Source organism: Curtobacterium sp. MCPF17_031 (assembly GCF_003234035.1).
GTDB lineage: Bacteria > Actinomycetota > Actinomycetes > Actinomycetales > Microbacteriaceae > Curtobacterium.
Genome location: NZ_QKSG01000003.1, coordinates 247,523 through 271,100 on the forward strand (window position 1 = coordinate 247,523; position 23,578 = coordinate 271,100).

The 23,578-nt window shown below is 72.2% G+C and carries 23 protein-coding genes; 13 read left to right on the top strand and 10 right to left on the bottom strand.

Translation table 11 applies throughout. From position 1 onward, the window contains the following. Window positions 1-27: 27 nt before the first annotated feature. The 4 genes from DEJ31_RS06460 (at window position 28) to DEJ31_RS06475 (ending at window position 6,431) form a co-directional block, all read left to right on the top strand. A complete protein-coding gene (locus DEJ31_RS06460) occupies window positions 28-3,081 on the top strand; it encodes a glycoside hydrolase family 38 C-terminal domain-containing protein (protein ID WP_111121463.1) in 3,054 nt (1,017 codons plus the stop codon). 286 nt (window positions 3,082-3,367) lie between these two features. Next, window positions 3,368-4,684: an ice-binding family protein gene (locus tag DEJ31_RS06465; protein WP_111121464.1), complete on the top strand. Its 1,317-nt coding sequence runs from the start codon at window positions 3,368-3,370 to the stop codon at window positions 4,682-4,684. A gap of 144 nt (window positions 4,685-4,828) precedes the next feature. After that, on the top strand, window positions 4,829-5,575 hold the full coding sequence (locus DEJ31_RS06470; RefSeq protein ID WP_110903483.1) for a histidine phosphatase family protein: 747 nt from the start codon (window positions 4,829-4,831) through the stop codon (window positions 5,573-5,575). After that, entirely contained in the window at window positions 5,568-6,431 is an 864-nt protein-coding gene (locus DEJ31_RS06475) for an NAD(P)H-hydrate dehydratase (protein WP_110903482.1), read from the top strand. The genes DEJ31_RS06470 and DEJ31_RS06475 overlap by 8 nt, the downstream gene beginning before the upstream one ends. A gap of 163 nt (window positions 6,432-6,594) precedes the next feature. On the opposite strand, the gene DEJ31_RS06480 is transcribed toward DEJ31_RS06475, so the two are convergent. Both DEJ31_RS06480 and DEJ31_RS06485 read right to left on the bottom strand, forming a co-directional pair. Further along, window positions 6,595-7,449, bottom strand: coding sequence for a hypothetical protein (locus DEJ31_RS06480; protein ID WP_146240592.1), 855 nt, complete (start codon window positions 7,447-7,449; stop codon window positions 6,595-6,597). Between the two features lie 26 nt (window positions 7,450-7,475). Then, complete coding sequence (locus DEJ31_RS06485; RefSeq protein ID WP_111121465.1) at window positions 7,476-7,913, bottom strand: YdeI/OmpD-associated family protein; 438 nt, start codon at window positions 7,911-7,913, stop codon at window positions 7,476-7,478. Between the two features lie 188 nt (window positions 7,914-8,101). Between DEJ31_RS06485 and DEJ31_RS06490 the strand changes: the two genes are divergently transcribed. From DEJ31_RS06490 to DEJ31_RS06505, 4 genes are all read left to right on the top strand, one after another. Beyond that, entirely contained in the window at window positions 8,102-9,244 is a 1,143-nt protein-coding gene (locus DEJ31_RS06490; protein WP_111121466.1) for an ABC transporter substrate-binding protein, read from the top strand. Window positions 9,245-9,249: 5 nt separating this feature from the next. Continuing rightward, on the top strand, window positions 9,250-10,290 hold the full coding sequence (locus DEJ31_RS06495) for an ABC transporter permease subunit (RefSeq protein ID WP_258366194.1): 1,041 nt from the start codon (window positions 9,250-9,252) through the stop codon (window positions 10,288-10,290). A 101-nt stretch (window positions 10,291-10,391) separates the two neighbouring features. Further along, complete coding sequence (locus tag DEJ31_RS06500; protein WP_258366195.1) at window positions 10,392-11,171, top strand: ABC transporter permease; 780 nt, start codon at window positions 10,392-10,394, stop codon at window positions 11,169-11,171. Continuing rightward, window positions 11,168-12,238, top strand: coding sequence for an ABC transporter ATP-binding protein (locus DEJ31_RS06505; protein WP_111121468.1), 1,071 nt, complete (start codon window positions 11,168-11,170; stop codon window positions 12,236-12,238). The genes DEJ31_RS06500 and DEJ31_RS06505 overlap by 4 nt, the downstream gene beginning before the upstream one ends. Window positions 12,239-12,279: 41 nt before the next feature. Here the strand turns inward: DEJ31_RS06505 and DEJ31_RS06510 are convergent, their stop codons facing one another. Then, the gene (locus tag DEJ31_RS06510) at window positions 12,280-12,759 is read right to left on the bottom strand and encodes an NUDIX domain-containing protein (RefSeq protein ID WP_111078184.1); all 480 of its coding nucleotides are present in this window, start codon (window positions 12,757-12,759) and stop codon (window positions 12,280-12,282) included. A gap of 74 nt (window positions 12,760-12,833) precedes the next feature. Between DEJ31_RS06510 and nagB the strand changes: the two genes are divergently transcribed. Further along, entirely contained in the window at window positions 12,834-13,619 is a 786-nt protein-coding gene (gene nagB, locus DEJ31_RS06515; RefSeq protein ID WP_111043433.1) for a glucosamine-6-phosphate deaminase, read from the top strand. A gap of 82 nt (window positions 13,620-13,701) precedes the next feature. Here the strand turns inward: nagB and DEJ31_RS06520 are convergent, their stop codons facing one another. Beyond that, window positions 13,702-14,880: an aminotransferase class I/II-fold pyridoxal phosphate-dependent enzyme gene (locus DEJ31_RS06520; protein WP_309147274.1), complete on the bottom strand. Its 1,179-nt coding sequence runs from the start codon at window positions 14,878-14,880 to the stop codon at window positions 13,702-13,704. Beyond that, complete coding sequence (locus DEJ31_RS17760) at window positions 14,877-15,128, bottom strand: hypothetical protein (RefSeq protein ID WP_375334529.1); 252 nt, start codon at window positions 15,126-15,128, stop codon at window positions 14,877-14,879. Before DEJ31_RS17760 ends, DEJ31_RS06520 begins: the two co-directional genes overlap by 4 nt. Before the next feature lie 143 nt (window positions 15,129-15,271). On the opposite strand from DEJ31_RS17760, the gene DEJ31_RS06525 reads away from it, so the two are divergent. After that, window positions 15,272-17,737, top strand: coding sequence for a GH92 family glycosyl hydrolase (locus DEJ31_RS06525; RefSeq protein WP_258366196.1), 2,466 nt, complete (start codon window positions 15,272-15,274; stop codon window positions 17,735-17,737). A gap of 55 nt (window positions 17,738-17,792) precedes the next feature. Then, complete coding sequence (locus tag DEJ31_RS06530; protein ID WP_111121471.1) at window positions 17,793-18,023, top strand: hypothetical protein; 231 nt, start codon at window positions 17,793-17,795, stop codon at window positions 18,021-18,023. Window positions 18,024-18,095: 72 nt separating this feature from the next. Here the strand turns inward: DEJ31_RS06530 and DEJ31_RS06535 are convergent, their stop codons facing one another. After that, entirely contained in the window at window positions 18,096-18,869 is a 774-nt protein-coding gene (locus tag DEJ31_RS06535) for a zinc-binding dehydrogenase (RefSeq protein WP_375537616.1), read from the bottom strand. A 27-nt stretch (window positions 18,870-18,896) separates the two neighbouring features. Continuing rightward, a complete protein-coding gene (locus DEJ31_RS06540; RefSeq protein WP_111121473.1) occupies window positions 18,897-19,784 on the bottom strand; it encodes an NmrA/HSCARG family protein in 888 nt (295 codons plus the stop codon). Between the two features lie 70 nt (window positions 19,785-19,854). Here DEJ31_RS06540 and DEJ31_RS06545 point away from each other — a divergent pair, with 70 nt between their 5' ends. Then, window positions 19,855-20,337, top strand: a complete 483-nt coding sequence (locus DEJ31_RS06545) for a MarR family winged helix-turn-helix transcriptional regulator (RefSeq protein ID WP_111043427.1) — start codon at window positions 19,855-19,857, stop codon at window positions 20,335-20,337. Window positions 20,338-20,365: 28 nt separating this feature from the next. Here DEJ31_RS06545 and DEJ31_RS06550 read toward each other — a convergent pair whose 3' ends face one another. Continuing rightward, window positions 20,366-21,421, bottom strand: a complete 1,056-nt coding sequence (locus DEJ31_RS06550; RefSeq protein ID WP_111121474.1) for an LLM class flavin-dependent oxidoreductase — start codon at window positions 21,419-21,421, stop codon at window positions 20,366-20,368. 87 nt (window positions 21,422-21,508) lie between these two features. On the opposite strand from DEJ31_RS06550, the gene DEJ31_RS06555 reads away from it, so the two are divergent. Continuing rightward, window positions 21,509-22,006 (top strand): MarR family winged helix-turn-helix transcriptional regulator, encoded by a 498-nt coding sequence (locus tag DEJ31_RS06555; protein WP_111121475.1) that lies wholly within the window; start codon window positions 21,509-21,511, stop codon window positions 22,004-22,006. 16 nt (window positions 22,007-22,022) lie between these two features. On the opposite strand, the gene nagA is transcribed toward DEJ31_RS06555, so the two are convergent. Both nagA and DEJ31_RS06565 read right to left on the bottom strand, forming a co-directional pair. Continuing rightward, window positions 22,023-23,174 carry an N-acetylglucosamine-6-phosphate deacetylase gene (gene nagA / locus DEJ31_RS06560; RefSeq protein ID WP_258366197.1) on the bottom strand — a complete coding sequence of 384 codons (1,152 nt, stop codon included), beginning with the start codon at window positions 23,172-23,174 and terminating at the stop codon, window positions 22,023-22,025. After that, window positions 23,171-23,578, bottom strand: coding sequence for a YrdB family protein (locus tag DEJ31_RS06565; RefSeq protein WP_111121476.1), 408 nt, complete (start codon window positions 23,576-23,578; stop codon window positions 23,171-23,173). The genes nagA and DEJ31_RS06565 overlap by 4 nt, the downstream gene beginning before the upstream one ends.

Here is a 23,578-nt window from a genome sequence, read left to right on the forward strand (position 1 = left end):
TCCACCGCTGGGAAGGAACCCATCTCCATGCACCAGGACGAACCCCTCGTCGAGGCCCGGATCGCGCGACTCGTGCGGGACCGCGTCGACCCGAACGTCCACCGCCGGGCATCGCCGGTCACGATCGAGGCGTGGCAGGTCCCGGACGAACCCGTGCCCTTCGCCGAGGCCGTGACCCAGCACTACGAACCGTTCACCGTCGGCTCCCCGTGGGGCGGTCGGCCCTGGGGCACCACCTGGTTCCGGGTGACCGGCACCGTCCCGGCCGACTTCGGCACCGCCGAGGGCACCACCGCCGAGCTGCACGTCGACCTCGGGTTCACCAAGCGCCAGGCCGGGTTCCAGGCCGAGGGGCTCGCCTGGCGTCCGGACGGCTCCACGATCAAGGCCATCGAGCCGCGCAACGACAGCGTCCCGCTGCAGGTCGCCCCGGGGGAGTCGTTCGAGCTGTACATCGAGGCCGGCGCCAACCCGGACATCGGCGGTGACTCGTTCCAGGGCGCCACCCCGCTCGGCTCCAAGCACACCGCGGGTGACGCCCCGATCTACCGGCTCCGCGCGCTCGAGGTCGTCGAACGGGACGACACCGTGTGGGAGCTGCAACAGGACCTGTGGGTGCTCCGCGGGCTGATGGCGGAACTGCCGACCGACGGCACCCGCGGTGCCGACGTCCTCCGGGTGCTCGAACGGGCCGCGGACGCGCTCGACCCCGACGACGTCGCCGGGACCGCCGCCGACGCGCGTGCCGTCCTGGCCGGGGCGCTCGCCGTCCCCGCCAGCGGCTCGGCGCACCGGGCCATCGCCGTCGGACACGCACACATCGACTCCGCCTGGCTCTGGCCGGTGCGCGAGACGAAGCGCAAGTGCGCCCGGACCTTCTCGAACGTGCTCGACCTGATGGACCGGGACCCCGACTTCACCTTCGCGTGCTCGTCGGCACAGCAGTACGCGTGGATGCGTGACGAGTACCCCGAGGTCTTCGCGCGCATCAAGCAGCGCGTCGCCGAGGGCCGGTGGATCCCGGTCGGCGGCATGTGGGTCGAGTCCGACACGAACCTGCCCGGCGGCGAGGCCCTGGCCCGCCAGTTCGTCGCCGGCAAGCGGTTCTTCCTCGAGGAGTTCGGCGTGGACACCCCCGAGGCATGGCTCCCCGACTCGTTCGGCTACACGGGCGCGCTGCCGCAGATCGTCCGGGCCGCCGGATCGAAGTGGTTCGTCACGCAGAAGCCGTCGTGGAACGAGACGAACGTCATCCCGCACACCTCGTTCCTCTGGGAGGGCATCGACGGCTCCCGCGTCCTCACCCACCTGCCGCCGGCGGACACGTACAACTCGGACGTCTCGCCCGCCGACCTGCACCGTGGGGAGCGGAACAACAAGGAGCGCGGCGTCGCGAACACCTCGATGCTGCTCTACGGCTTCGGTGACGGTGGTGGTGGTCCCACCCGCGAGATGGTCGCCGCGGCGCATCGGCAGCACGACCTGGACGGCTCACCCCGGGTCGAACTCGGGACACCGGCGCGGGTGTTCGAGGAGCTCGAGCGCGCCCTGCCCACGCCCGGTGTGTGGTCCGGCGAGATGTACCTGGAGTTCCACCGCGGCACCTACACGTCGCAGATCCGCACGAAGCAGGGCAACCGCCGCTCCGAGCACCTGCTCCGCGAGGCCGAACTCTGGGCGACGACGGCCGCCGTGCGCCTCGGCCGGGAGTACCCGTACGACGCGCTCGAGTCGGCCTGGCACACCGTGCTCCTGCAGCAGTTCCACGACATCCTGCCCGGCTCGTCGATCGCCTGGGTCTACGAGAACGCCGAGGCCGAGTACGCCCGCGTCGCCGCGGTGCTCGAGGAGCTGATCGGCACCGCGACCACGGCCCTCGCCACCGGTGGTGCGGGTCCGGACAGCGGCGCGGACCGGCCGGGAGGCTCACCCTCCGCCGCCTCGCACGTCCGGTTCAACGCGTCCCCGGTCCCCGCCGACGGGGTCCGCGCGCTGGGAGCCGAGCCGGTCGACGCGGCGCGCGCCGTGCCTCCCGTCCGCGACGGCGACCGCTTCGTCTTCGACACCGGCGTCGTCGTCGCCACCGTCGACGGCGACGGACACGTCGTCTCGCTCGTCGACCGCGGCACCGGCCGCGACGCCGTCGCGCCGGGGGAAGCCGCCGCCGAGTACACCGTATTCCGTGACACCCCGAACCAATGGGAGGCGTGGGACATCGACCGCGCCTACCAGCGGCACGGGTCGGTGCTGCAGGCGACGAGCGTCACCGTCGAGGGGGAGGCGCTCGTCGTGGTCCGCCCGTTCGGCCGCTCCACCGTCACCACCCGCTACACGGCGACCGAGGGGCAGCCGGAGCTCGTCGTCGAGACCGAGGCCGACTGGCACGAGCAGCAGAAGCTCCTCAAGCTGTCGTTCCCGCTCGACCTCAAGGCCGACCAGGCCTCGAGTGAGATCCAGTTCGGGCACATCGACCGGCCGACGCACCAGAACACCTCGTGGGACTTCGCCCGGTTCGAGACGAGCGCCCACCGCTGGGTGCACGTCGCCGAGCCGGGGTTCGGCGTCGCGATCGCGAACGACTCCACCTACGGGCACGACGTCACGCGGCGGACCCGTGCAGACGGAGGCACCACGACGCAGGTGCGCGAGTCGCTGGTGCGCGGGCCGAAGTTCCCCGACCCCGAGGCCGACCAGGGCCACCACGTGTTCCGCACGGTCCTGCGCGTCGGTGCCTCGGTGCTCGACGCCGCGGACTCCGGGTACCGGCTCAACTTGCCGGTCCGTGCCGTGCCGGGCGACCGTGTCGTGGAGCCGCTCGTCACGGTGTCGTCGCCGCAGGTGTTCGTCGAGGCCGTGAAGCTCGCCGAGGACCGCTCGGGCGACGTCGTCGTGCGCCTGTACGAAGCACTCGGCGGGCGGGCCACCGACGTCGGTGTCGACTTCGGCTTCGACGTTGCCGGGGTGACCCGGGTCGACCTGCTCGAACGACCGCTCGACGACGGTTCCCGGGACGACGGCGAACCGGTCGTCCTGACGATGCGCCCGTTCGAGCTCGTCACCCTGCGGGTCCGACGGGCCTGACCGGGCGGGGGACCGCGACGCCGGGCGAGGCTCTGGGTGCACTCGTCCGGCGTCGCTCCTGCGGGGGTACGGCGGCCCGTCGCCACGCCGACCCCACTACTGGGGGTGCGGATGCGCCTGGGTCCGCCTTCCAGACTGCTCAGGCTGGGAGTCCGGCGGGTAGACAGAGCGTTTTCAGGCGATCGCCCCTGATCAGAGCGCCTGGAGTGCATACTGCGACGACGGAGATCATGCGCCCGTCGTCGACGATCGCACTGTGCCTCTCCCTCTCAGTCAGGTGTCTCCCATGGCGACGTCCCCGTTCCTCCGCAGAGTCCTGACGGGTGGTGCCGTGCTCGGTCTCTCGGCGTCGCTCGTCCTCATGGCGACCTCCGCCGCCTCCGCCGCGACGGAGATCGACGGGCCCGTGAAGCTCGGGACTGCGGCGACCTACGGGGTGCTCGCCAGCCAGGCCATCACCAACACCGGACCGACCGTCGTCAACGGCGACCTCGGCGGTCCCCCCAGCTCCAAGATCAGCGGGTTCGGTGGACTGCCGAACGGCCTGGTCACGGGCACCGTCCGCACCCCGACCGAAGCGGCGCTGGCGCAGCAGGACGCTCGGAACGCCTTCAACGTGGCGGCTTCCCTCACGCCGACCGGTGTCGACGTCAGCAACCTCGACAACGTCGGGACCCTCGTGCCGGGCGTCTACTCGGGTGGCGCACTCAACCTGTCGGACAACAACACGCTCACGCTGAACGGCAACGCCCAGTCGACCTGGGTGTTCCAGGCAGCCTCGTCGTTGGTCGTCGGGACGAACACGCGGATCCTCATCACCGGTGGGGCGAGCTCCTGCAACGTGTTCTGGCAGGTCGGCAGCTCGGCCACCATCCAGACCAGCTCGCAGTTCCAGGGCACCGTCCTCGCGAGGACGTCCGTGACCGCGGTCACCGGCGCGACCGTCCAGGGCCGCCTGATCGCGCTCGACGCCGCCGTGACGCTCGACACGAACACGATCACCCCGGCGCAGAGCTGCCCGCCGCCCACGACGCCCACCCCGACCGTGGCACCCTCGATCACCTCCGGCACGCCGACGGCCGCGACCACCGGACAGCCCTACAGCTACACCGTGACCGCCACCGGGACGCCGACGCCGACCTTCACCGCGACGGGGCTGCCCGCCGGTCTGACGATCGACAGCACCACCGGCGTCATCTCGGGCACCCCGACCGCCACGGGTTCCTCGACCGTGACGATCACCGCCTCGAACGGCACCGGACCGGCCGACACCCAGGTCGTCACGGTCCGCGTCGTGGCGCCGACACCGACCCCCACGCCGACGCCGACCCCCACGCCCACGCCGACCCCGACCGCTCCGGTCCCCTCGCCGACGCCCACCACCCCGGCACCGACACCGACTGCTGGCACGTCCGTCGGCACGACCCCGACCGACAGCCCGACCACCGCAGGCGTGGTCTCCGGCAACGGCCGGACGCCGACCGGGACCTTGGCCTTCACCGGCAGTGACCCGACGGTCCCGCTCGGAATCGCCGGAGTGCTGCTGGGTGCCGGCATCGGCCTGACCGTCGTCGCCCGCCGTCGTCGCGCAGCCCGCGTCTGACGCCGGGTCACACCACCCGCACCACACACGGCACCGCTCGTCTCCGGACGGGCGGTGCCGTGTGCTGTCCGCCGTGGTCGTGGGTGGCCGCCGGCGGCGGCCGCCCGTGAACCGGTCCAGCGCCTCCCGGCTAGCGTCACGACCATGGCCGTCACCGAGATCTGGCTCGTCCGTCACGGCGAGTCCACCGCGAACGTCGCAGCAGCCGAGGCCGACGCTGCGGGCGCCGACGTCATCGAGGTCGACCACCGGGACGCCGACGTCCCGCTGAGCCCCCTCGGCGAGGAGCAGTCCCGTGCGCTCGGTGCCGAACTCGCCGAGCGCGGGGTCGACGACGTGCCGGTCGTGCTCTGGGTCTCGCCTTACCGTCGAGCGCAGCAGACGATCGGCATCGCGCTCGAGGCCGGCGGCCTCACCGAACCCCCGCGCCGCGTCGACGAACGCCTGCGTGACCGGGAACTCGGCGTCCTCGACCGGCTCACCCGCACCGGGTCCGCGAACCTGCACCCCGACGAGGAGCAGCGTCGGCAGTGGCTCGGCAAGTACTACCACCGGCCGGCCGGCGGCGAGTCCTGGGTCGACGTGATGCTCCGACTGCGCACGCTCTTCGCCGACGTCGACCGCATCGTGGACGCGGACCGTCTGGTGATCGCCGCCCACGATGCCGTCGTCATGCTCGCCATCGCCGTGTGCCTGGACCTCGACGAGCCCGAACTGATGGCCTTCGCGGAGGACCACACCGTCGCGAACGCCTCACTCACCCGACTCCGCCGCGACGCATTCGGCGCCCCGTGGACGCTCGAGGAGTTCTCCGGCACCGGACACCTCGACGAGGACCCGGACGCGGCCGTCACCGAACACGAAGGCCGGAAGGACGACGCCCGTGTCTGAGCCCATCCCCGTCACCCCGAACCTGCTCCGTGAGTGGTCCCTGCCGGAGGTCGGCGGCAGCAAGTACGGCCGCGGCCAGGTGCTCGTCGTCGGTGGCGCCGCGAAGACCCCCGGCGCGGCGATGCTGTCCGCGACCGCAGCCCTCCGTGTCGGCGGTGGACGCCTGACGCTCGCCGTCGCGGGCAGCGTCGCACCACACGTCGCCGTCGCCCTGCCCGAGTCGGGCGTGCAGCCCCTCGCCGAGGACGAGGGCGGCCACGTGGCCGTCGGCGCGATCCAGAGCCTGACGGACGACCTGGCCGCAGCCGACGCGGTGCTCGTCGGCCCGGGGCTCGACGAACCCGAGGGGAGCCGCGACCTCGTCGCCGGACTCGCCGCGGCCGTCGGCGAGGAGACGATCGTCGTCCTGGACGCTTTCGCGCTCGGGGTCGCCGCCGACCTGGTGGACGAGCTCGCCCCGCTGCGTGGCCGGCTCGTGATGACACCGAACTCCGGCGAGGCCGAACGGCTGCTCGGCCGGGACTGCTCCGACGACCACACCGACGCGGCGGAGATCGCCGAGCGCTTCGGGGCGGTCGTCTCCCTCGGCGGGATCATCGCCGCCCCGGACGGTCGGGCGTGGGCGAAGGGCACCGGCGCCGGGGGTCTGGGGACCAGTGGCAGCGGGGACGTCCTCTCCGGTGCGATCACCGGTCTGCTCGCTCGCGGTGCCGACGTCGCGCAGGCGACCGTGTGGGCGACACAGGTGCACGCCGCCGCGGGGGACCGACTGGCGGTGCAGGTCGGGCCGATGGGTTACCTGGCGAGCGAACTGCTCGGCGAGATCCCGCGCGTCCTGGTCGAGTTCGGTGCCTGAGGCGGCGTCCACCGCGTTGGCAGGTGGCGACGATGCTGGTACCGTTCCAAGCAGGAGATCGGTGCAGGCCGCTTCCGGATCACGACCGGAATCCCCACAGAAACGCGGAGACCCAGGTGCAAGTCCTGGCACGTAGCTCAACGAGTAGAGCCCCGTTTTGCCTTCAGCCCTCGCGGCGACGAGCGAGTTCGGACTCGACCTCGGCGCGGGCGAGCCTGAGTGGCCCGTAGTGATGACGGGCGAACCCATGGCACTTCCGTAGCACCGTGGCAGCATGCCCCGCTTGCGGGTGCTCGGTCAGGGCGTCCTCGACCGCCTCACGGATCCAATGGTCTCGTGGAAGCCCGATCTGCAGCAGACCGTTGCACGCTCGATCGATCGCCTTGGTGACGGCGAGCGCCAGCAGCATCTCACCGTGGCCCAGCCGGAGTACGTCGCCCTTCGCCAGCCGTGTGGGATCGCTCCCCGAGGCCTTCGTCCAGGCCAGCACCGCCGCCGGGGAGAGGGCGGACACGGCGTCCACGAGACCCTGGTCCACCCGACCGCCATCGTGGATGACCGCGTTCCGCATCCTGCGCAGGACCGCCAACTGTTCGAGAGGGAGGCCGTCGATGCGCGACCCGCACGCCTGCTGCAGTGCCTCGTGCTGCCCGGCCGACGGCGTCTCTCGAGCGCGTCGGCGTGAGACGAGCCCGGCGTCTGCAGCCATGCCCAGACAGGTCTTCAGGGAGTCCTCGTGGAGCGCAAGGACGTAGGCGATGCTCATCGCGCCGAGGTGGACGTCGGCCTCGGCGAGGATGTCGCTCGCTGCCTCGGCCGTGAGGTTGAAGCGGCGGATGTGCGGCACGTTCGGGTACACCTCGGGCAGGAGCCGGTCAGAACCGCGGTTCAGCTGGAGGAGGTGGTTCGAGAGCTGTGCGCCTGCGAGAAGCCCCATGAGGGCGTTGCTGGCTTCGACTCGGAGGGCTTCGTAGCGGCGGTAGGCGCGGAAACGGACCACCCCGAGCGGTACTGGCATGTGGTACATCATGCCAGTCGACATAGTCACCCGCGAAGCGACTCCACGGCCTTCTCGACCCGCCGCGCGCGGGTCTCCGGCGCCTTCGCCTGTGTCACCGGGTCGACGAGCGCCCGCTGCCGTGACGCCGACAGTGTGTCGAACGCGGCGCGGACCCCGGCGGCTGTGAGCGCCTGGTCCACGTCGTCCGGCACGTCCACGGTCCGCGGCAGGGTGTCCACCTCGAGTGACACCGTCACGGTCTGCCCGGCCACGATGCCCGAGGCCGTCCGGTGCTCCGCGGACAGCGGGACGAGGGCCTGTCCGCCCATCACGCCGACCGTCGAGCGGTAGGTGTAGCCGCCGTCGATGGTGACCACGACGGCCGGGCGCCCGCCGGAGCCCAGCGCCTCGATCACCTCGGGCGGGACCGGCAGGCCGGTGGCATTGACCCGCGCCTGCAGGACGGTCGTCCTGAACTCCATGCGGGCCTCCCGGCTGCTCGATCACCGGCGGACCGAGATCACGCAGAACCGTACAGGCGCACGCGCTGTTCTGCCACCGTTCACCGTTCGAGCACGGACCGGAAACCGGCCGCGTCCACGATCGTCCCGACCGGCGCTCCCAGCCGGACCGGCCCGACGGGTCGGACCCGAACACGGAAGGCTTCCCCGTGCAGTACAAGCGCACCCTCACCGGCCTAGCATTCGCCGCAGCGGCCGTCGTCACCCTCGCCGGCTGCTCGGCCACGAGCTCCGCCTCGACGAGCAGCGGCGACGCGAGCTGGAAGACCGCCACGAGCGCCGAGGGCGCCGGCGGCATGGACGCCCTGGTGAAGGCCGCGAAGGCGGAGGGGCAGCTCAACGTCATCGCGCTCCCGCCGAGCTGGGCGAACTACGGCAAGATCATCGACGGCTTCACGGAGAAGTACGGCATCAAGATCAACTCCGCCAACCCGAACGGGTCGAGCGCCGACGAGGTCGCCGCCGTGAAGTCGCAGAAGGGCCAGTCGACGGCTCCCGACGTGCTCGACCTCGGCAACGCCGTGCTGCAGCAGAACCTCGGGCTGCTGACGGACTACAAGGTCGCGAACTGGAGCGACATCCCCACGGACCTGAAGGAGAAGGACGGCGCCTGGACCCGGGACTACACGGGCCTGATGTCGATCGGCTACGACTCGTCGAAGATCACGGACGCACCGGAGGACCTGAACGACCTGCTCGGCGCCGAGTACAAGGGCAAGGTCTCGATCGCCGGTGACCCCACCCAGGCGAACCAGGCCGCCAGCGCGGTCTACCTCGCGGCGCTCGAGAACGGCGGCTCGGCCGACGACATCAGCAAGGGCGTCGACTACTTCGGCGAGCTCAAGCAGGCCGGCAACTTCCAGAACGTGTTGCCGACGCAGGCCACGGTCGCCTCGGGTGAGACCCCGGTCGTCGTCCAGTGGTCCTACAACAACCTGGCCTGGGGCCCGGCAGCCGGCGCGAGCGGCAACGAGAACTGGAAGACCGTCGTCCCCGAGGGGCAGGCGCTCAGCTCCTACTACTCGCAGGCGATCAACAAGGACGCCCCGCACCCCGCGGCCGCCCGCCTGTGGCAGGAGTACATCGCCAGCCCCGACGCCCAGAACCTGTACCTGCAGGCCGGTGCGTTCCCGTCCACCCTCGCCGCGCTCCAGGAGTCGGGCAAGGTCGACGAGGACGCGCTGCAGGCCGCCGGTGGCGCACCGAAGAACTCGGTCGAGCTGACCGACGCGCAGGTGACCGCGGCCGCGAAGGTCCTGGCGGCCGAGTGGTCGTCCACGATGGGCTCCTGAGCAGCATGACCACCGCATCGGCCCCCGGCACTGCCGGAGTCCCGGCCGCCGGGGTGTCCGCCGCCGGGGTCCCCGGCGCCACGGTCCCGGCCGCCACGGTCCCGGCCGCCACGCTCGTCACGAGCGAGCAGGCGACCGCGACCCGCGCGGGCACGACGGCCGATGCCACCGCCCGCCGCGGCGCCGGACCCCGTGTCCGGCGCCGCGGCGGCGTCGCGTGGCTCGGTCTCACCCCGTTCGCGGCGTACGTGCTGCTCTTCCTCGCCGTCCCGGCGCTGATCGCCGTCGGGTCCGGGTTCTTCGACGCGTCGGGCCACCCGACGCTCGCGAACCTGGCCGCGCTCGGCGACTCCAGCGTGCTGCGGGCCTTCGGCGGCTCGTTCGGGCTGTCCGCAGCCTCGGCCGTGATCGGCGCGGTGATCGGTGCGCTCGTGTGCTGGGCGCTCGCCGCGCTCCGGCCGGACGGCATCGTCCGGTCGATGATCGACTCCGCTGCCAGCGTGCTGGCCCAGTTCGGCGGTGTGATGCTCGCCTTCGCGTTCATCGCGACGATCGGCACGCAGGGACTGGTCACGGCGTGGCTGGTGTCCACCTTCCACTGGGACCTCAACGCCGACGGCGCCTTCCTCTACACGGTGCCCGGCCTGGTGATCCCCTACGTGTACTTCCAGGTACCGCTCATGGTCCTCACCTTCATGCCCGCACTCGAGGGCGTCAAGACGCAGTGGGGCGAGGCCGCGGCGACGCTCGGAGCATCGCGTGCCACCTACTGGCGTCGCGTGGCGTTGCCCGTGCTCGCGCCGGCGTTCTGGGGATCGCTGCTGCTGCTGTTCGCGAACGGGTTCTCGTCGTTCGCCACCGCCGCCGCGCTCATCTCGCAGGGCGGCATCGTCCCGCTGACGATCCGCGCGCAGCTCACCAGCGAGACGATCATCGGCCTGCAGAACGTGGCCGGGGTCCTGGCGCTCGGCATGGTCGTCGTGATGGCCGTCGTCATGACGGCGTACTCGCTGCTGCAGCGCCGTGCGGCCCGGTGGCAGCGATGAGCGCGGGAGCGCCGGCACGTCCGGCACGTTCCGCTCGGACGGGAGGCCCGGCCCGCGTCCCACAGTTCGGCGCGGCCCCGTCCCGGGGCACCGCAGCGGTCGTGTTGGTCGTCGTCGGACTCCTCTTCGCCGCGCCGCTGGTCGCGCTGCTGCAGTTCACGTTCCGCCAGGGCACCGACGGCAGCCTGACCACGGCGCACTACACGGCCCTGGCGGACCCGGCGAACGCGGGCACCTACCAGCCCGTCTTCGACGGCCTCGGGGCCTCGCTGGTCATCGCGGTCATCGCCGTCGCGATCATCCTGCTCGTGCTCCTGCCCGCACAGGTCATCACCGCCCTGCACCACCCGCGGCTCCGACGCATCCTGGAGTTCGTCTGCCTGGTGCCGATCACGGTGCCGGTGGTCGTCCTCGTCGTCGGTTTCGTCCCGGTGTACCAGGTCGTGGCCCGGCTCTTCGGGTCCGGCGCCTGGACGCTCTCCTTCGCCATCGGCGTCGTCGCGCTGCCGTTCGCCTTCCGTCCGATCTCCGCCGCGATCACCGCGATGGACCTCATCACGTTGACCGAGGCCGCTCGATCCCTCGGTGCCTCGTGGTGGACGGTGACCTGGCGGGTGCTCCTGCCGAACCTGCGGCGGGGGATCCTGGCCGCGTGCTTCCTCACGATCACGGTCGTCCTGGGCGAGTACACCCTGGCCTCGTTCCTCTCCCGCACCACCTTCCAGACGGCACTGCTCCTCGTGCAGGGGACCGATCCGTACGTCGCGGCGATCTTCTCGCTCGGCGCGCTGGTGTTCGGCTTCCTGCTGCTCGTCGCCATCGGCCGGATCGGGCAGCGCCGCACGCGTGTCCGTCGTCCCCACCGCAAGGACCCCGCATGACCACCACTGCACCCGCCGCCCCCACGTCCCTGTCGGGCACCGGCGCCGTCGTCGAGCTCCATGCCGTCGAGAAGCGCTACGGCACCCACCGGGCACTCGCCGGGTTGTCCCTCCGCGTCGAGCCGGGCGAGGTCCTGTCGCTCCTCGGCCCCTCCGGCTGCGGCAAGACGACCGCGCTCCGTGCCCTCGCCGGGCTCGAGGCCATCGACGCCGGCGCCATCCGCATCGACGGCGAGGACGTGGCGAACACCCCCGCGAACAAGCGCGACATGGGGATGGTCTTCCAGCAGTACTCGCTGTTCCCGCACATGACGGTGCGGCAGAACGTCGCGTTCGGCCTCGAGATGCGCAAGGTCCCGTCGTCCGAGCGAAAGTTCCGGGTCGTCGACGCGCTCGACATGGTGCACCTCGCCGACTTCGCCGACCGGTTCCCGCACCAGCTCTCCGGTGGGCAGCAGCAGCGCGTGGCACTCGCCCGCGCGCTCGTCACACGCCCCCGCGTGCTGCTGCTCGACGAGCCGCTGTCCGCCCTCGACGCCAAGGTGCGGGTGTCCCTCCGCGAGGAGATCCGCCGTATCCAGTCCGACCTCGGCATCACCACGGTCTTCGTCACGCACGACCAAGAGGAGGCGCTCGCCGTCTCCGACCGGATCGCGGTGATGAACGCGGGCGACATCGAGCAGATCGGGACGCCCGAGGAGCTCTACCGCTCCCCGTCGTCGGCGTTCACGGCGGACTTCGTCGGGCAGTCGAACCGACTCGGCGGTGACCTGCGCGGCGGCGACGTGTTCGTCTACGGTTTCCGGATCCCCGCGCTCGACCTCACCGTGGCGGACGGTCCCGTGCTCGCCTACGTCCGACCGGAGGACATCGCGTTCGCTCCCGAGGGTGTCACCGGCACCGTCGTCTCCTCGAGCTTCCTCGGGTCGATCCGGCGCACCACGGTCCGGCTCGACGACGACACCATCGTCACGGTCCAGCACGAGGTCGGCGACCGACACACGTCCGGCGACGCTGTGGCGGTCCGGCTGCTCGGCGCTCCGGTGGCGGTGGCACCCGTCTCCTGACCGCAGGGGGCGGGCCGGGAGTGTGGCGGCCTCCCGGCCGGTCAGCGCTCGAAGCGCGCCGCGACCTCGTCCGCCAGGACGGCGTCCACCCGCCGGCGCATGTTCTCGGGCATGTCCGGGAGGCTCGTGACCGGTGCCCAGAACGCCTCCGTGTTCTCGCCGTCGGCCGGGTACGGGTCCCCGGAGACCCAGCGGCAGGCGAAGACGAGGTCCATGTACTGCGCGCGGTCGCCGTTCGGGTACGTCATCGGTTCGAGCGTCTGCACCCAGGCGAGGCGCTCGGCGACGGCGACGACGTCGGCCTCCTCGAGGACCTCGCGCTCGGCGGCCACGGCGGGTTCCTCACCGGGATCGACGATGCCGGTGACCGGGGTGAGCGCACCGTTGTCGGCGCGGCGGACGACGAGGAGTTCGCGGTCGTCGCCGTCGCCGCGGGTGACGACCGCGGTGACGCCGGTGAGCCAGAGCAGCTCGGTGCCGACCTTCTCGCGCAGGGACAGGACGAAGTCGGGGGTGGGCATGCCGCCACGCTACCGGGGTCGCCCAGTGCGTCCGACCCCTGTCGTCTGCTGGTCATGACCAGTAGGCTGACGGTGTGGAGATCATCATCCTGCCCACTCCGGCGGAGGTCGGTCGCGTCGCCGCGGCCAAGATCGCGTCGGTCGTCACGGAGAAGCCGTCCGCGGTCGTCGGACTCGCCACGGGGTCGAGCCCCGAGGGCATCTACGCCGACCTGCGTCGTCGTGTCGAGGCCGGCGAGCTGTCGTTCGCGCAGGCCCGCGGGTTCGCGCTCGACGAGTACGTCGGCATCCCGCTCGAACACCCGGAGTCGTACGCCAGCGTCATCGCCCGCGACGTCGTCGAGCCCCTCGGCTTCGACCCCACCCGGGTCCGTGTGCCGGACGGGCGTGCCGGGGACCTGGCATTCGCCGCGAAGGAGTACGACGCCGCGATCCGGGCCGCGGGCGGGGTCGACGTGCAGATCCTCGGCATCGGCGCGAACGGGCACATCGGGTTCAACGAGCCGACGTCCTCGTTCGCGTCCCGCACCCGCATCAAGACCCTCGCACCGTCGACGCGTGAGGCGAACGCGCGCTTCTTCGACTCGCCCGACCAGGTGCCGACGCACTGCATGACGCAGGGGCTCGGCACGATCCTCGAGGCCCGCGAACTCGTCCTCGTCGCGCAGGGGTCGGCGAAGGCGGACGCCGTCGCCGCCGCGGTCGAGGGGCCGCTGAGCTCCTTCGTCCCGGGCTCCGCGCTGCAGCTGCACGAGCACGCCACGGTCGTCGTCGACGAGGAAGCGGCTGCCGGCCTCCGTCTCGCCGACTACTACCGCTACACGTACGCGAACAAGCCGTCCTGGCAGCGCTTCGAGTAGCCCCCCCGCAAAACGCAACGTCGGCGGTTCCTCGCAGCGGCGTTCCGTTGCGTGCAGCCGCCGACGTTGCGTTCTGCGGGGGTCAGACGGCGGCGGACAGGCGCGCGAGCCCCTCACGCAGGGTCTCCTCAGAGCAGCCGAAGTTCAGCCGAGCGTGCCCGATGCCCTGCCGTCCGAAGTCGCGACCGTTCGACAGCGCCACCTTCGCCTCGTCCACCAGCCGGAGGGCCGGGTCGTCGCCCCACGGCAGCGCGCGGAGGTCGAGCCACGCCAGGTACGACGCCTGCGGCTGTCGGTAGCCGGCACCGGGCAGCGCTGCCCCGAGCTCCTCGGCCAGGATCCGCCGGTTCGCCTGCAGTTCCGCCAGCAGTGACGCCAGCCAGGGACCGCCCTCGGAGAACGCGGCGACGCTCGCGGTGTAGCCGAGGATCCCGGTGCGCTCGACGACCTCGGTCGGCATCCCGTCGAACCACGTCGGGGCACGGTCGGAGGCCCCGACCATCAGCGCACACTTGGTGCCGGCCAGGTTCCAGGCCTTGCTCGCGCTGGACAGGGCGACACCGACGGCCGCGGCCTCGGGGCAGGAGTCGAGGAACGGCGTGAAGGTCGCATCGGCGTGGACGAGCGGCGCGTGGATCTCGTCGGAGACCACCACCGCGTCCCACTCCGCCGCGAGCCGTGCCAGTGCGGCGAGGGACTCGCGGTCGTGCACGAGCCCGAGGGGGTTGTGCGGGTTGCAGAGCAGCACCGTGCGGGCACCCTCGGCGAACGCCTGCCGGACCCCGTCCAGGTCCATCCGCCACCCTGCCGTGGTGCTGTAGGGGTCCGCGGTGCCCGACGGCGTCAGGAGCGGGACCTCGGTCACCGAGCCGCCGGCCTCGGTGACGTACTCCCAGAACGGCGCGTAGACCGGGGGCATCACGACGACCTGGTCGCCCGGCTCGATGACCCGCCGCAGGGTCTCGACCGCGGCGACCGACACGTCCGTGGTCGTCCGGACCAGGTCCGGGTCGACCTGCCAGCCCCATCGGTCGGCCGCGAAGTCCGCGAACGCCTCGGGGAGCGCGCGGCCGTGCCCCACGTAGCCGGTGTCACCGTCGGTGACGGCTCGGACCAGGGCGTCCCGCACCGGTTCGGCGAGGGCGCAGTCCATCTCGGCGACGAACATCGGCAGCACCTCCGGCGGGTAGGCCGTGTACTTCTCGCTCGTGCGGGTCCGGGAGGCATCGAACACGGAGACCATGACACTCATGCTGGTCATCCTCGCAGGGGACGCAGCCCGGTGAGCAGGATCTCGACGTACCGGTCCGGATCGGCGACCGTGACGCCACCCGCAGTGGCTGCCTCCCGCATCCCGCAGACCAGGCGGCGGACGTCGTCCGGCCCGACGTCGCCGCGGACGACACCGGCGGCGGCACCCCGGCCTGCGCCGTTCCGACCGCCGACTGCACGTCGTCCCGGTCCGTGGGGCCGCCGCCGACCCGGCCCTCCGGTCGCGCGTGCGCAGATCGGTCAAACAGACCGTCCACCGCACCCGCGCCTGACAGCGGATCGACGTGAGCGCGGAGCGGACCCTGCCTGGACGTGAACACCGTGCGACCGCTCGGTGACCAGGCGCGCGTCCCTCGTCCGAGGGGGCTAGCGTCGCCAACGTGACCAGCTCTCGCGTGCACCGTCGCCCGCTCCTCCGTCCGTTCCCGCTCGCCGCGGCCGCCACGATCGCCGCGCTGCTCGGCACGGGAGTGGTCGCCTCCCCGGCCACGGCGGCCCCCGCTACCGGCCCGGCGGGGGCGACCACGGCCTCCCGGCCGGTCACCGACCCCGCAGCATCGGTGGACCCCTTCATCGGGACCAGCCACGACGGCAACACCTGGCCGGGCGCGACCGCGCCGTTCGGGATGCTGCAGTGGAGCCCGACCGGCACCAGGGGCGACCAGACCTCGACCCCGGTCGCGAACGGCTACTCCTACGACGTCAACCGCCTGCGCGGGTTCAGCCTGACGCACCTCAACGGCGCCGGCTGTGCGCCGGGAGCCGCGGGCGACGTGCCGATCATGCCGATCACGACGGCGGTCACGGCCTCGCCGTCGGCCGACACCACCGACGCCGTCTACGCCGCGGGGTACTCCCACGACCAGGAGTCGGCGAGCCCCGGCCGCTACGGCGTCCAGCTCGACAACGGCGTCCGCACCGACCTCGCGGTCACCACGCGTGCCGGCATCGGCGAGTTCGCCTTCCCCGCCGGCGAGGACGCGAACCTGCTGTTCCGCACCTCGAACTCGATCAACGGCAGCGAAGCCGCCGACACCCGCGTCGACGCCCGGACCCGCACGGTGAGCGGCAGCGTCCTGACCGGCGGCTTCTGCAGCCGTCGCGGCAACGGCGGCGGCGCCACCAACCCGGACCGCCGCAGCTACTACCGCCTCTACTTCACCGCCACCTTCGACCGCGACTTCACGAGCACCGGCACCTGGAAGGACGGCACCGTCCAGCCGGGAGGCACGCGCGCCTCCGGCGGGGAGGGCTACCTGACCGGGGCCGACCGTGCCGGACGTGGCTCCGGCGCATGGGTCGGGTTCGACGCGCGTCGCGGTGCCACCGTGCACGCGAAGATCGGCATCTCGTACGTCAGCGCCGCCGGCGCGGTCGCGAACCGCGACGCCGAGGTGCGGCGGCACGCGACGGTCGCCAGTGTCGCGGCGGGGACACGGGCCTCCTGGAACCGCGAACTGTCCCGCATCCGGGTCGGCGGCGGCACCGCTGACCGGACCACGCAGCTGTACACGTCGGTGTACCACGCGCTCATGCAGCCGAACACGCTGAACGACCGGGACGGCCGTTACCTCGGGCCGGACATGCGGGTGCACCGCATCGACCACGGGCACGCGGCCGTCTACGGCACGTACTCCGGGTGGGACCAGTACCGGGCGCAGATCCAGCTGCTCGCCCTGCTCCGACCGGACGTCGCCGGGGACATGGCCCAGTCCATGCTGCGGTTCGCCCAGCAGAACGGCGGCGTCTGGGACCGGTGGCTGCACCTCGGCGCTCCGACCCACGTGATGACGGGCGACCCCTCGGCCGCGACGCTCGCCACCTGGTACGCGATGGGCGTCCGGAACTTCGACGTACAAGCCGCGTACCAGTCGCTGAAGCGGCAGGCGACGGTGGAGAACGCGGACGCCGAGAGCGAGATCGGCTGCCCGGGGCAGTGCCTGGCACAACGACCCGCGCTCGACGAGTACCTGCAGCGGCAGTACGCCGCCAACGACGACTGCTCGTGCTGGGGCGGGGCCGCCGAGACGCTCGAGGACTCGATCTCCGACAGTGCGCTCGGCTCCTGGGCGGGATCCATGGGGCTGCGCTCCGACGCCCGGATGTTCGCGGAACGCGGGACGTACTGGAAGAACACGTTCAACGCGGCCGTCGGGTACCAGGCAGCGCGCCAGGCCGACGGGTCGTGGACGCCCGGGTGGTCACCGTCCACCGGGACCGGCTTCGCGCAGGGGACCAGCGCGCAGTACACCTGGCTCGTGCCGCAGGACGTCAGCGGGCTCTCCGCCGTGCTGGGTGGCGACGCCGCCGCGGTGGCCCGACTCGACGCGTTCTTCCACGACGCAGCGGGGAACTTCGCGGTGACCGGCGGCGACGCCACGAAGTTCGACCCGACGAACGAGCCCGACATCCACACGCCATGGATGTACAACGCGCTCGGACAGCCGTGGAAGACGCAGGAGACGGTGCGCCGGGTCGTCGACGACGCCTACGGCACCGGGCCCGGCGGGCTGCCGGGGAACGACGACCTCGGCACGATGAGCGCCTGGTACGTCTTCGCCTCGATCGGACTCTTCCCGCAGACGCCGGGCCGTGCCGAGATGCTCATCGGCAGCCCGACGTTCAGCACGGTCGACATCCGGCGGTCGAGCGGCCAGCGGATCGTCATCCGGTCCTCGGGCACCGAACAGTACGTGCAGGGCGCACGGCTCGACGGTCGGACCCTGACGAAGTCGTGGGTGCCGGCGTCCTTCGTGAACCGGGGTGGCACGCTGTCGCTCCGGGTCGGGAGCACTCCGGACACGAAGTGGGCGACCGCTCCGCGCGACCGGCCGCAGGACCGGTAGGCGCCTCCGGCAGTCGAGGCGCGACGTTCCTGCGCCCGCCACTAGTGTTCTTGGCATGCAGCGTCGTCGTCCCATCGCCCTCGTCGGCATGATCCTGCTCGCCTGCGGGCTCGTGATGGTCGTGCTCGGCGGGTTCAGCAACGCGGCCGGTCCGGCGGGCGACGCGGACATCGGTGCGGGCGCGCTGATGCTGGGCGGGACGGTCGTCGGCGCGGTCGGACTCGTCGTGTGGGCAGTGCAGGGTGTCCTCGCGCAGCGCCGCGCGACGCGCGACCAGGGCCGCTAACGCGCAGCCAACGGTGACGACTGGTCGGTCGGCGTCGCCCTCGCGGACCGGCCGGTCCGGAGCCCCGTCGAGCTACGGGACGACCACGAGCTTCCCGACCGTGTGACCGCCCTCCGCTGCCCGGTGCGCGGCAGCAGCCTCGTCCAGTGCGTACCGGCGCTCGATCTGCAGTGTGAACCCGGGGAGGGCCGCGGCTTCCGCGAACCCGTCGCGGGGATCGGTCGTCCGCCCGGCGCCGGTCGAGACACGGGCACCGAGCGCCGGGGCGGTGAAGTCCGAGATCGAGATGACCTTCCGCGGGTCGCCGACCAACGCGACGAGGTCGGCGATGACTCCGGCTCCGGACAGGTCGAGCGCACCGTCCACACCCTCCGGCGCGACCGCCCGGACGCGGTCGACGAGTCCCACGCCGTAGGTGACGGGCGTCGCCCCGAGCCGGGCGAGGTACGGGTGGTTCTCGACGCTGGCGGTGCCGACGACCCGAAGGCCACGGGCGCGGGCGAGCTGGACGAGTGCCGAGCCGACCCCGCCGGAGGCGCCGCTGAGCAGGACGGTGCCCTCGTCGACGGCGAGCTCGGTGAGGAGCCGGTGGGCGGTCTCGACCGCGACACCCCATCCGCCGGCCGCGACCGGGTCGACACCTGCAGGCACCCTGGCCCACTGCGTCAGGACCGCCTGCTCGGCCAGGGTGTCCCGGCCGGTGCCGAAGACGAGGTCGCCGCGGGCGACGTCGCCCACCGACGTGCCGACCTGGAGGACCGTGCCGGCAGCGTCGAACCCGGTGCCGCTCGGGGCGGCGAGTGCGGCGCCGCCGGCCATGGAGCCGGAGCGGATCTTGGTGTCGATCTGGGATGACGGGGTGGTGGCGCGGGGTCAGGAGGCCCGGGTCGGGCCGGCGGTCTCGAGCCACTGGGCGAGAGTCCACGTGGTCGGGGCGATCCGGCGGACCTGCTCGAGGTCGGCCTGGTACGCGGGCGTCTCGGCGAACCACCGGAACATCGCCTGCATGTCGTCCTGTCCGTCCAGGACCGCCAGGGGCAGGGCCTCGTACCGGGTCGGCGTGCCGGTCTGCTCGGCGAAGGCCGCGGCGATCTCGCTCCCGGTCAGGGCGTCCCCGGCGATCTCGATCTCGGCGGGGACTGCTGTCGGGTCGAGCAACGCGGTGGCCGCGATCGCGCCGACGTCGCGGGTCGCGATCATCTGCAGCGGGATCCCGTCGGGGAACGGCAGCCGGAGCACGAGGGTGCCGTCCTCCCGGGTCGGTGCGAACGCGTGGAAGTTGTCCGTGAAGAACACCGGCCGCACCACGGTCACGTGGAGCCCCACCGTGGCGAGGTGCTGCTCGACGCGGTACTTGGACTCGAAGTGCGGGACGTGGGAGTCGCGCTCCGCTCCGCCCACGGAGCTGAAGACGACGTGGGGCACCTGCGCGGTGGCGGCAGCGTCGGCCAGTGCGATGCCCTGCGCGGTCTCGCCCTCCGTGTCGGGCTGCTGCATGCCTCCCGGGGGCGTCGTCATGAACCAGAACGCGTCCACGCCCTGCAGTGCGGTCACCAGGGACGACGGGTCGTGGACGTCGATCTGCGCGAGTTCGACACCGCGTCCGGCGAGGGCCGCCGCCTTCTCCGAGGTCGTGTCCCGCAGGAGTGCGCGGACCCGGGCGCCCGCCGCGAGCAGGGCATCGGTGACGGCACCGCCCTGACTGCCCGTGGCGGCGAAGACGGCGATGGTCGGCGTGGTCGATGTGGTCTGGGTGCTCATGGTTGACTCCTTCGTGGTCGGTCTCGGAGTCAATCATTAGCCGGCTAAGAACATTCCCGGAAGGTGTGCGATGGACCACGCGGAAGACTCACAGCCGACCCCGGCACCGGCCGTCGTGCCGATCAGCTCGTTGATCCCGGCCGTGGCGAAGTCACACCGGAAGCTCGCCGGCTCGTTGCTGCAGGACCTGGGTCTCGCCGCCGGCCAGGAGTTCGTGCTGATGCTCCTGTGGCAGGAGTCACCGCAGTCGCAGGCGGACCTGACGCGGCAGCTGATGGTGGAGCCACCGACCAGTGCGAAGGCACTGGCTCGCCTCGAGAACCTCGGGCTGGTCACCCGCGAGCGCTCCGGGTCCGACCGTCGCGTGCTCCTGGTGTCCCTGACCGATGCCGGCCGGGCGCTCGAAGCGCCGGTCATGGCCGTGTGGGCGACGCTCGAGGCGGCGACGACCGCGGGACTGGACCAGGCCGAGCAGGACCAGCTCAGGGGTCTCCTGACCCGGCTCGACGCCTCGCTGGCAGCTGCACCCGCGCACCTGGCCGCCGAGCACTGACGTCCTGGCGGACGGGCGGACGGGCGACTCAGGCGTCCAGTGCGGGCGACGAGGGCATGTCGGCGAGCAGCTCGCGGACGCGCGGGACCACCGTGCTGCCGTACAGCTCGACGGACCGCAGGCGCGACCGCATCGACTGGGCACCCGAGGTGTAGATCATGTCGAAACGCCCGACGCCCATCGTGTGGACGCTGCGTGCGATCCGCTGTGCGACGGTCTCGGCGGACCCGACGTACATCGACCCGGCTTCGACCTCGCGGTCGAACTCCGCGCGGGTCACCGGCGGCCAGCCACGGAGCGCGCCGATGCGGTCCCGCACCACCTTGTAGTGCGGGAACCACGCTTCCCGGGCCTCGTCGTCGGTGTCCGCGACGAATCCGGGGGAGTGCATCCCGACCGGGTGCCGCGGTGTCCCGAACTGCTCGGTCGCACGGCGGTAGAGGTCGAGGAACGGCGCGAAGCGCTCGGGCTGGCCGCCGATGATCGCGAGCATGAGCGGGAAGCCGTACCGCGCGGTCCGCACGACCGACTCCGGGGATCCGCCCACCCCGACCCAGGTCGTCAGGCCGCGCTCGGTCTTCGGGAACACGTCGGCGTCGACGAGCGGCGCTCGGGTCGTCCCGGACCAGGTGACGGGCGTCTCCCGCAGCAGTCGGGCGAACAGCTCGATCTTCTCCTCGAACAGCACGTCGTAGTCGGCCATGTCGTAGCCGAAGAGCGGGAACGACTCGGTGAAGGAGCCGCGCCCGAGGATCACCTCGGCCCGCCCGTTCGACAGGGCGTCGACGGTCGCGAACCGCTGGAACACCCGCACGGGGTCATCCGAGCTGAGGACCGTGACGCCGGAACTGAGGCGGATGCGCTCGGTCGCCGTGGCCAGCCCCGCGAGCACCGTCTCCGGTGACGAGACCGAGTACTCCGGGCGGTGGTGCTCGCCCACGGTGAAGACGTCGATGCCGAGCTCGTCGGCCAGCACGGCTTCGTCGACGAGTTGCCGGATCGACCGGGCGTGACTGACCTGCACGCCGGTGTCCTCAGAGGGGACGTCGCCGAACGTGTCGAGGCCGAAGATGATGTCGGGCATGGTCCCTCACTTGATTGACACATCAACCGAATGGTTGACGCGTCAATCATGAGACGGTACGGTCGCGCTGTCAACAGGAGGACGCACATGGGTGAACCGCAGGAGCAACGCGCCGGCAAGCGGTCGATGCGTGCGTCCGAGCTGGCGGTCTGGCGGGACTACGTCGAGACCGCCGATCGCGTCAAGCGCACCCTGGCGGCCGCGTTCCAGGAGACCTCCGGGATCTCGCCCGGGGACTACTCGGTGATGCTGGCGCTGAGCGAGGCTCCGGACCGGACCCTGCGGTCGTCGGACCTCGCCGTGGTCGTGGGCTGGGAACGGAGTCGGCTCTCGCACCACCTCCGGCGCATGGAGGCACGGCAGCTCGTGCTCCGGGCCGCGGTCGGTGGGGACGCTCGCGGTGCGGCCATCACGCTCAGCCCGACGGGCGCGGGGGTCTTCCGCAGTTCCTCCGCCGCGCACCTCCGTGTCGTCCGTGACGTCTTCGTCGACGCGTTCACCGCCGAGCAACTCGAGGACATGCGCGTGCTCACGGCGGCCCTGCACCGCCACCTCGACGCCGGACGACCGGCACCCGAAGGCTGACAGGCCGCGTCCGTCGTCAGCGCAGCTCCCGCCCGCCGCCCCACACGCGCTCGACCTCGAGCGACGGCGACAGCGCGACGAGGTCCGCAGCGAACCCGGGCGCGAGACGCCCGAACCGGTCGCCGAGCCCGAGGGCCTCGGCCGGGATGCTCGTCAGCGCGGCGACGGCCTCCGGCAGTGACCGCCCCGCGAGCCGCACGGCGTTCCGGAGCGCGACGTCCTGCGTCAGGGTCGAGCCGGCGATCGTGTCCGTCCCGGTGACGTGCGCGACGCCGTCCGTGACGGTGACGTCGAGCGAGCCGAGTCGGTAGGGGCCGTCGGCGGCCCCCGCGGCACCCATCGCGTCGGTGATGAGCGCGACCCGACCGGGCGCAGCGCGGAACAGCGCGCGTGCAGCGGCCGGGTGCACGTGCACACCGTCGAGGATGAGTTCGAGGGTCACCCGGTCGTCCTCCACCCCGGCGCCGATCGGCCCCGGACGGCGGTGGTGCAGCCCCGGCATCGCGTTGAACGCGTGCGTCAGGACGGTCGCACCGGCGTCGAACGCGGCACGCGCCTGCTCGTACGTCCCGACCGTGTGCCCGACGGCGACGGTGACCCCGGCGGCGACGAACCGACGGACGGCGTCGAGCGCGCCGGGCAGCTCGGGCGCGATCGTGATCTGCCGGAGGACCCCGTCGCCCGCTGCGAGCAGCGCGTCGACGGCCGCGGGCGTCGGCGCGACGAGGTGGTCCTCGTTGTGTGCCCCCTTGTTCTGGGGGGAGAGGAACGGCCCCTCGAGATGCGCTCCGAGCACGAGGCGATCGGTCGCCATCACCGTGCGGATCCGGTCGAGCGACCGGGCGAGTTCCGGCAACGGGTTCGCGACCAGGCTCACCACCGAGCGGGTGGTGCCGTGTGTGCGGTGCGCTGCCAGGGCTGCGCTGAAGTCGTCGTCCTCGTACGCCTGGGTCGCGCCGCCGTGTCCGTGCAGGTCGAGGAAGCCGGGCACCAGGGTCACGTCGCCGAGGTCCTCGACCTCATCGGCGTCCGGTGCGACTCCTGTCCCGGCCTGGAGGATCGTGTCCCCTCCGACGAGCACCCACCCGTCCGTCACGGGGCCGGCCACGTCGACCAGGCGGGCGGCGCGGACCAGCGTGCGGTGGGCCTCCCGTCCGGCGGTGCTCACGCGGTCTCCCGCCGGGCCGCGACGATCCCGCTCACGGCGGCCACGACGACGAACACGAGTCCGACGGCCGGGTGGCCCAGCGAGATCCAGGTCGCGCCGGCCGCGACGACGAGGGCGACCTCGACGATGGTCTTGCCGACGACGTCGGTCTCGATCGGCGAGTTCGGTGAGCGGAAGAAGAACCACACCAGGGCGGCGAACAGCGGGGCGCCGACGATGAAGAACAGCGCGGGGAACGGGTACGGCCAGGTCAGGTACCCCCAGTACGCCAGAGACAGCAGACCGAAGGCGCAGACCAGGAAGCGGAGGGCGCTCCAGACATCGAACCGTCGCCCTGCTGCGGCAGGCGTCGCCGGTGCGTGGTCGTCGCCGGGGTCGATCGGGCTGCGGGGTGCGTCGTGCAT

Excerpts from the sequence above, each read along its gene's own strand:
- DEJ31_RS06460 (WP_111121463.1), top strand. The coding sequence starts at position 28 with ATGCACCAGGACGAACCCCTCGTCGAGGCCCGGATCGCGCGACTCGTG.
- DEJ31_RS06465 (WP_111121464.1), top strand. The coding sequence starts at position 3,368 with ATGGCGACGTCCCCGTTCCTCCGCAGAGTCCTGACGGGTGGTGCCGTG.
- DEJ31_RS06470 (WP_110903483.1), top strand. The coding sequence starts at position 4,829 with ATGGCCGTCACCGAGATCTGGCTCGTCCGTCACGGCGAGTCCACCGCG.
- DEJ31_RS06480 (WP_146240592.1), bottom strand. The coding sequence starts at position 7,449 with ATGCCAGTACCGCTCGGGGTGGTCCGTTTCCGCGCCTACCGCCGCTAC.
- DEJ31_RS06485 (WP_111121465.1), bottom strand. The coding sequence starts at position 7,913 with ATGGAGTTCAGGACGACCGTCCTGCAGGCGCGGGTCAATGCCACCGGC.
- DEJ31_RS06495 (WP_258366194.1), top strand. The coding sequence starts at position 9,250 with ATGACCACCGCATCGGCCCCCGGCACTGCCGGAGTCCCGGCCGCCGGG.
- DEJ31_RS06505 (WP_111121468.1), top strand. The coding sequence starts at position 11,168 with ATGACCACCACTGCACCCGCCGCCCCCACGTCCCTGTCGGGCACCGGC.
- DEJ31_RS06510 (WP_111078184.1), bottom strand. The coding sequence starts at position 12,759 with ATGCCCACCCCCGACTTCGTCCTGTCCCTGCGCGAGAAGGTCGGCACC.
- DEJ31_RS06520 (WP_309147274.1), bottom strand. The coding sequence starts at position 14,880 with ATGACCAGCATGAGTGTCATGGTCTCCGTGTTCGATGCCTCCCGGACC.
- DEJ31_RS06530 (WP_111121471.1), top strand. The coding sequence starts at position 17,793 with ATGCAGCGTCGTCGTCCCATCGCCCTCGTCGGCATGATCCTGCTCGCC.
- DEJ31_RS06540 (WP_111121473.1), bottom strand. The coding sequence starts at position 19,784 with ATGAGCACCCAGACCACATCGACCACGCCGACCATCGCCGTCTTCGCC.
- DEJ31_RS06545 (WP_111043427.1), top strand. The coding sequence starts at position 19,855 with ATGGACCACGCGGAAGACTCACAGCCGACCCCGGCACCGGCCGTCGTG.
- DEJ31_RS06550 (WP_111121474.1), bottom strand. The coding sequence starts at position 21,421 with ATGCCCGACATCATCTTCGGCCTCGACACGTTCGGCGACGTCCCCTCT.
- DEJ31_RS06555 (WP_111121475.1), top strand. The coding sequence starts at position 21,509 with ATGGGTGAACCGCAGGAGCAACGCGCCGGCAAGCGGTCGATGCGTGCG.
- DEJ31_RS06565 (WP_111121476.1), bottom strand. The coding sequence starts at position 23,578 with ATGCACGACGCACCCCGCAGCCCGATCGACCCCGGCGACGACCACGCA.